The organism is Actinoplanes sp. NPDC051537 (genome assembly GCF_055586105.1).
Genome location: NZ_JBVJIU010000006.1, coordinates 103,614 through 110,423, shown reverse-complemented (window position 1 = coordinate 110,423; position 6,810 = coordinate 103,614). Strand labels below are relative to the sequence as shown.

The following is a 6,810-nucleotide window of genomic DNA, read 5'->3' as shown; positions in this document are numbered from 1 at the left end:
CGTACCCCCCCCCCCCCCCCCCCCCCCCCCCCCCCCCCCCCCCCCCCCCCCCCCCCCGGCCCCCCCCCCCCCCCCCCCCCCCCCCCCCCCCCCCCCCCCCCCCCGCCCGGGCCCATCTGTCCCACCAACACAGGGATCGGATGCCTGCGTCGGCGGGGATTCGACCCCTGCGCCCGGTCTAGCTGGGCGTATAGGGGTTAGTTACCGCAGTCGACAATGCTCAAACGTCACAGTGGCGTTACGTAGGCACCAGTGATGCCGCCGTCCACCACGAATTGCGAGGCGGTCATGAACGACGCGTCGTCGCTGGCGAGGAACGCCACCGCCGCCGCGATCTCCGCGGGCTCGGCGAACCGGCCCATCGGCACGTGCACGAGCCGGCGGGCGGCGCGCTCCGGATCCTTGGCGAACAGCTCCAGCAGCAGCGGCGTCGCGACCGGGCCGGGGCAGAGCGCGTTGATCCGGATGCCCTCGCGGGCGAACTGCACGCCCAGCTCGCGGGTCATCGCCAGCACCCCGCCCTTGCTCGCCGTGTAGGCGATCTGGGAGGTCGCGGCGCCGAGCAGCGCCACGAACGAGGCGGTGTTGATGATCGAGCCCTTGCCCTGCCGCTGCATGTGCGGGATCGCGTACTTGCAGCAGAAGAAGACCGAGGTCGTGTTGACCTTGAGGACCCGCTCCCACGCCTCGATGCCGGTGACCAGGATCGAGTCGTCGTCGGGCGGCGAGATGCCGGCGTTGTTGAAGGCGATGTCGACCCGGCCGTGCCGTTCGGCGACGCGGTCGAACAACGCTTTGACCTGCTCCTCGTCGGAAACGTCGCAGGCTACGAACTCGCCGCCGACCTCCTCCGCGACCGATTTCCCGGATTTTTCGGAGATGTCGACGGCAACGACCTTCGCTCCTTCGGCCGCGAAGCGGCGTGCCGTGGCGAGCCCGATCCCGCTACCGGCGCCGGTGATCACGGCGACCCGGTCCTGCAAACGCTCCAACTCAATCTCCCGTAGCTAGGAACACGTTCTTGACATCGGTGAAGCCGAGCAGCGCGTCGGGGCCGAGCTCGCGGCCGAGGCCCGACTGCTTCATGCCGCCGAACGGCGTCCAGTACCGCACCGAGGAATGGCTGTTGACGCTCAGCGCCCCGGTCTCGACGGCCCGCGAGACACGCAGCGCCCGGCCCACGTCCCGGGTCCACAGCGAGCCGGACAGGCCGTACTCGGTGTCGTTGGCGAGCCGGACCGCGTCCTCCTCGTCCCGGAACGGCAGCACGCTCAGCACCGGGCCGAAGACCTCCTCGCGCCAGTGCCGGTCGTCGGTGCCGTGGGCCAGCAGCACCGTCGGCGGGAACCACCAGCCGTCGCCGTCCGGGGCGTCGCCGGTGAACGCGACGTCGGCGCCCTCGACATAGGACGCGACGGTGGCGCGGTGCGAGGCGGAGATCAGCGGGCCCATCTCGGCCGTGTCCTGCGCCGGATCTTCCACCCGGAACGCCCGGACCGCCGGCTCGAGCAGGGCCAGGAACTTGTCGTAGACCGATTCCTGCACCAGCAGCCGGGACCGGGCGCAGCAGTCCTGGCCGGCGTTGTCGAAGACCGACCCGGGCGCCGAGGCGGCCGCCTTCTCCAGGTCGGCGTCGGCGAAGACGATGTTCGCGCTCTTGCCGCCGAGCTCGAGCGTCACCCGCTTCACCTGGTCGGCGCAGCCCGCCATGATCGACTTACCGACGTCGGTCGAGCCGGTGAAGCAGACCTTGCGGACGGCGGGGTGGGTGACGAACCGCTGGCCGACGACCGAGCCCTTGCCGGGGACGATCTGGAAGACGCCCTCGGGGATGCCGGCCTCCAGCGCCAGCTCGCCGAGCCGGATCGCGGTGAGCGGGGTGAGCTCGGCCGGCTTGAGGACGACCGTGTTGCCGGCCGCCAGCGCCGGGCCGAAGCCCCAGCCGGCGATCGGCATCGGGAAGTTCCACGGCACGATGATGCCGACCACGCCGAGCGGCTCGTGGAAGGTCACGTCGAGGCCGCCGGCGACCGGGATCTGCTTGCCGATCAGCCGCTCGGGCGCGCCGGCGTAGTAGTTGAGGACGTCCCGGACGTTGCCGGCCTCCCAGCGCGCGTTGCCGATCGTGTGGCCGGCGTTGCGCACCTCGAGGCCGGCCAGCTCGTCGAGGTGATCGTCGACCACGGCGGCGAACCGGCGCAGCAGCCGGGCCCGCTCGCCGGGGGCGACGTCCCGCCAGGCCGGGAAGGCCCGCCGCGCACGCTCGATGGCGGCGTCGGTCTCCTCCCGGCCGAGCGAGGGGACGCTGGTCAAGACCGTCCCGGTCGACGGGTTGATCACGTCAGTGGTCACGCTGAGAGCCTTTCACAGTCGCTCGAATCCCCGCCGCAGCTCCCAGTCGGTCACCGCCGCGTCGAAGGCGGCCAGCTCGACCTGGGCCATGTTGCCGTAGTGGCCGACCACGCCGGGGCCGAACGCGTCCCGGGCCGGCTCACTGCCGAGCCAGAGCTGCTGGGACTCCCGCAGGGTCGACGGCACCCGCGGCGCCGCGGCGTCCTCGTAAGCATTACCGGTGAACTCCGGTTCCAGCTCGAGTTCGTGTTCGATGCCATAGATCGCGCCCGCCACCAGAGCCGCGATCGCCAGGTAGGGATTGACGTCGCCGCCGGGCACGCGATTCTCCACCCGCATGCCCTGACCGTGGCCGGCCATCCGCAGCGCGCAGGTGCGGTTGTCGACGCCCCAGCGCAGCGCGGTCGGCGCGAACGAGCCCGGCTGGTAGCGCTTGTACGAGTTGATGTTGGGCGCGAACAGCAGGCTGAAGTCGCGCATCGTGGCGAGCAGGCCGGCCAGCACCCGCTGCCCGGTGACGCTCAGGTGTCCGGGCCCGTCGCCGAGCATCGCCGACTGCCCGTCACCGCCGCGCAGCGAGAAGTGGATGTGGCAGCTGTTGCCCTCGCGCGCGTTGGGCTTGGCCATGAAGGTGAGCGCCATGCCCTCCTGGGCCGCGATCTCCTTGGCGCCGTTCTTGTAGATCACGTGATTGTCGGCGCACGCGACCGCCTCGGCGTACCGGAAAGCGATCTCGTGTTGTCCGAAGTTGCACTCGCCCTTGGCGCTCTCCGGCAGCAGGCCCGCGCCGTACATCTCGTTGCGGATGCGCCGCAGCAGCGGCTCCACCCGCGCCGTGCCGAGCATCGAATAGTCCACGTTGTACTGGTTGGCGGGGATCAGGTCGCGATAGTTCTTGTCGAACGCCTGCTCGTAGCTGTCCTTGTAGAGAACGAATTCAAGTTCGGTTCCCGCGTACGCCGTGAGCCCGTGCCCGGCGAGGCGGTCCAGTTGCCGCTGGAGGATCTGCCGGGGCGAGGCGTAGACGGGCTCGCCGGAGACGGTGAACAGGTCGGCCAGGACCATGGCGGTGCCGGGCTGCCACGGGACCTTGCGCAGGCTCGCGAAGTCGGGCTTCATCACGAAGTCGCCGTAGCCACTCGACCAGGAGGACATCTCGTACCCGTCGACCGTGTTCATGTCGACGTCGACGGCGAGCAGGTAGTTGCACCCCTCGCTGCCGTTGGCCACCACCTCGTCCATGAAGTAGCGCCCGTGCAGGCGTTTGCCCTGGAGGCGCCCCTGCATGTCGGTCAGGGCGAGCAGCACCGTGTCGATGCTGCCGTTGTCGACGGAGACGTCCAGCTCCTCGAGGTCCATGCGCACAGTCCAATCGGTTTGCCGGGGGACGGGCGCGGGTGCGCCCGTCCCCTTTTCAACAGTCGATCACTCGGAGGGCATGGTCTGCTCGCCGTGCGCGGCCTTGTCGATCAAATTCTGCCGCGGTCCGGTGAACCACTTCCGGGCGCTCGCGAACCACCAGATCGCCGCGGCGCCGACCACGACCGCCACGGCGACGATCGTGTAGTTGAAGGTGGTGGCCGTGATCGGGCTGGCCGTCGGCAGGACGAACAGCACGCAGATGATCACGACCCAGACGATCGCGAGCCAGCCGATCGGGGCGCTCCACTTGCCGAGGTTCCACGGCCCGGGCTGGAAGTCCGGGTTGAGCCGCCGCAGGAGCACCGGCGCCACGTACGCGATGTAGAGCCCGATGACCGCGATCGAGGTCGCCGCGAGATACGCCGTGGTGTTCCACAGCGACGGCAGCACGATGATCGTCGAGAGCGTCACGCACAGCCAGATCGAGTTGGTCGGCGTGCCGGTGCGGGGGTTGACCCGCTTCCAGATCCGCGAGCCGGGCAGCGCGCCGTCGCGGGAGAACGCGTACGACATCCGCGAGTTCGCGGTCACCGACGCCATCCCGCAGAACCACTGCGCGACCATGCAGATGAACACCAGGAACGTGCCGGTGTTGTGGCCGACCGCGTCGATGAAGATCTGCGCGGGCGGCAGGCCGAGCGCCGTGGTCCGTTCGGCCTCGTAGTCCTGGATCGACCAGGTGATCGCGAACAGCAGCACGAAGCCGGCGATCACCGAAACCACCACCGACATCACGATGCCGCGCGGAGCCGCCCTCGCCGCGTCGTGCGTCTCCTCCGCGACGTGGGCCGAGGCGTCGTAGCCGGTGTACGTGTACTGCGCCATCAGCAGTCCGAGGAGGACCGCGTACACGCCGGCCCCGGCGAACGTGAAGCCGGTCGCGTTGTGCACTTCCGTGAACACGTCGGAGATCGGCTTGTGCTGGTCGGGCAGGACGGCGAGCAGCACGACGATGACCGCCACGCCGACCAGGTGCCACCAGGCACTGACGTCGGAGAGCAGGCGGACCAGGTTGACGCCGAACGTGTTGAGCAGTCCGTGCACGATGATGATCACGAGGAAGATCAGGAACGTCCGGGCCTTGGTGACCTCCATGTCGAAGGTCAGGCTCAGGAACGCGGCCGTGGTGATCGCCGCACCGAAGTCGATGGCCGCCGTGACCGCGACCTCGCCGAGGAAGTTGAACCAACCCACGAACCAGGCCCAGGCGGCCTTGTTGCGTTTGGCCAGTGCCGCCGCCCACCAGTAGAGGGCGCCGGCCGTGGGGTACGCCGAGCAGACCTCCGCCATGGCCAGGGCCACGAAGGTGACCATGATGCCGACGAAGAGCCAGCCGAGCGTGATGGCCATCGGGCCACCGGCGGTCATGGCGATGCCGTACGACGTGATGGCGCCGGCCAGGATGGAAATGATCGAGAAGGAGACCGCGAAGTTCGAGAAGCCGGAGAGTCGGCGATGCAGTTCTTGCTCGTAGCCGAGTTGGGCCAAGCGTTCTTCGTCGGTGCTGGGTGCTGGGTTGACGCTCATCTGCGACTCCCTTGACCGAGGGGTGCTGTGACCGGGGTCACCGCGTGCCGTGATGATCTCGCCGAGTTGTTACGCGCGTCAATGATCAGGTGTTAATTGCGTTGCTCGCCGGGCGGGACGACCCGCACACTCATGCACAGAACCGGACAACGCAAGCCCTCGGCAGGTCTTGCGATCAGGAGCTGTCCATCCGCTCCTGTCCCGCGGCGGTGCGGGGCGCGGTCACCTCTCTCACATGCGGCTTCGCCGCATCCGGCGCCCGCTCCGCACCGCCGCCCCTTCTCCCCGTCGCCCCTCAGCCATTCACGTCCTTCTTGGTCTGACGTTTATGTCCGAAAAATCTACAGCAGCGATACTAGAAATCGGGGCTTGTCGGGCATAGCATTTCTGGAGTCGGCCACGCACAGCCGACATGCAACTGGCACAGACCCTGAGTTGGTTAAGGAGGACGAGATACCGCAGCAACGCGTAATCACAACGTCCCCGACCCGACAAGAGGTGATCGCAGCCGATGCCCATCACTCAGGTCGCCCGCTAGCGGCACGCAGACGGACGACCTCATGCGCCGACGACGGTCGGCATCAGAATTGAACAGCCAGGGCCCCGGTTACCCGCCGGGGCCTTGGACTGCGTTTGGCCCCCTGCGTATGACCCCCTGCGCTGGACCTCTTGCGTTTGACCCCCCTTGCGTTTGACCCCCTTGCGTTTGACCCCCTTGCGTTTGACCCCCTTGCGTTTGACCCCCTTGCGTTTGACCCCCTTGCGTTTGACCCCCGGAAAGGATCATGAGAACCGCCTTCGACGACGCCGACTACCCGGCGTACACGATGGGCCGGGCCGCCGACATGATCGGTGTAACGCCGGCCTTCTTGCGAAGCCTGGGCGCCGCGGGCCTGATCGCGCCCGAGCGCTCCGGTGGCGGCCACCGCCGCTACTCGCGCCACCAGTTGCAGCTGGCCGTCCGCGTCCGCCAACTACTCGACGAGGGCATCCTGCTCACCGCGGCGTGCCGCATCGTCACGCTGGAGGACCGCTTGGAGGCGGCCCACCGCCGAATCCTGGACCTAGGCGGAATCCTGACCCCCGAAGACGACGCCGACCGCCCCACCCCAACCGCGCCGGCAGCCTGATCTTTCCCGCCGACCCGCTCCCCCACGCCCCGTCTGTGGACAACGCCGAGAAAGTTGTCGTACCCCGCCGCTTTACTCGACCCCACCCAAAAACGGGGTGGGGTGGGGCGGGGCGACGCCTCGGATCCGCCTGAGCCAGCCCACGGCGTCCCGGTCTCGGTCGCACCTTCGACGGCTTCCCGGCCGCGATCCCACTTCGCCGACCTGGGACAGCGGCCGTGCCCGGCGACAACGACCCCACCCGGCAACAACGGCCTGCCCGGCGACAACGACCCCACCCGGCAACAACGACCCCACCCGGCAACAACGACCCCACCCGGCAACAACGACCCCACCCGGCAACAACGACCCCACCCGGCAACAACGACCCCACCCGGCA

At 68.9% G+C, this 6,810-nt stretch carries 5 protein-coding genes; 1 reads left to right on the top strand and 4 read right to left on the bottom strand.

Annotation, left to right across the window (positions count from 1 at the left end; genetic code table 11):
* Positions 1–227 precede the first annotated feature (227 nt).
* From ACZ6TB_RS15685 to ACZ6TB_RS15670, 4 genes are all read right to left on the bottom strand, one after another.
* Positions 228–992: a 3-oxoacyl-ACP reductase gene (locus ACZ6TB_RS15685; RefSeq protein WP_465554817.1), complete on the bottom strand. Its 765-nt coding sequence runs from the start codon at positions 990–992 to the stop codon at positions 228–230.
* Between the two features lies 1 nt (position 993).
* A complete protein-coding gene (locus tag ACZ6TB_RS15680) occupies positions 994–2,352 on the bottom strand; it encodes an aldehyde dehydrogenase family protein (RefSeq protein ID WP_465554815.1) in 1,359 nt (452 codons plus the stop codon).
* A gap of 12 nt (positions 2,353–2,364) precedes the next feature.
* Positions 2,365–3,711 (bottom strand): glutamine synthetase family protein, encoded by a 1,347-nt coding sequence (locus ACZ6TB_RS15675; protein WP_465554813.1) that lies wholly within the window; start codon positions 3,709–3,711, stop codon positions 2,365–2,367.
* A 66-nt stretch (positions 3,712–3,777) separates the two neighbouring features.
* A complete protein-coding gene (locus ACZ6TB_RS15670; protein ID WP_465554812.1) occupies positions 3,778–5,301 on the bottom strand; it encodes an amino acid permease in 1,524 nt (507 codons plus the stop codon).
* Between the two features lie 785 nt (positions 5,302–6,086).
* Between ACZ6TB_RS15670 and ACZ6TB_RS15665 the strand changes: the two genes are divergently transcribed.
* Positions 6,087–6,431, top strand: coding sequence for a helix-turn-helix domain-containing protein (locus tag ACZ6TB_RS15665; protein WP_465554810.1), 345 nt, complete (start codon positions 6,087–6,089; stop codon positions 6,429–6,431).
* Positions 6,432–6,810 lie beyond the last annotated feature (379 nt).